Source organism: Streptomyces dysideae (assembly GCF_001514305.1).
Taxonomy (GTDB): Bacteria; Actinomycetota; Actinomycetes; order Streptomycetales; family Streptomycetaceae; genus Streptomyces; species Streptomyces dysideae.
The window spans coordinates 1-618 of the sequence record NZ_KQ949218.1; the positions used below are offsets into that span (position 1 = coordinate 1).

The following is a 618-nucleotide window of genomic DNA, read 5'->3' on the forward strand; positions in this document are numbered from 1 at the left end:
CGCCCGCCGTCCTCGGGCACGAGATGTCCGGCCGGATCGTGCGGGTGGGTGCAGGAGTGGAGGACTGGTCGCCCGGGGACGCGGTCACCGTGATGCCGCTGCGCTGGGACAACACCTGCCCCGCCTGCCGCTCCGGCCACCAGCACGTCTGCCAGCACCTCGACTTCATCGGCATCGACTCCCCCGGCGCGATGCAGCAGCGCTGGACCGTACCGGCCACGACCCTCGTACGGCTGCCCGACTCCCTCCCGCTGGACCGGGCCGCCCTCGTGGAGCCCACCGCGGTCGCGGTGCACGACGTCGGCCGGGCCCGGGTCGCCGAGGGCGAGAAGGCCGTCGTGGTCGGCGGCGGACCCGTCGGCATCCTCATCGCCCTGGTCGCCCGGGCCGCCGGAGCCGACGTCCGGGTGGTCGAGCTCAGCGCCCACCGGCGGCTGCTGGCTGAGGAGTTGGGGCTGACCACCTGGGACCCGGCCGCCGACGACATGCCCGAGCTGGTACGGCAGTGGACCGGCGACGCCGGCGCGGACATCGCCTTCGAAGTCTCCGGCGCGCAAGGCGGAGTGGACACCGCCGTCGAGGTGCTCGGCGTGCGCGGCCGGTTGTGCCTGGTCGCCA

The 618-nt window shown here is 74.9% G+C and carries 1 protein-coding gene; it reads left to right on the forward strand.

Going from position 1 to position 618, the window contains the following annotated elements; translation table 11 throughout:
- A partial coding sequence (locus AQJ91_RS48480) for an alcohol dehydrogenase catalytic domain-containing protein (RefSeq protein ID WP_159054856.1) occupies positions 1–618 on the forward strand: 618 nt, incomplete at both ends.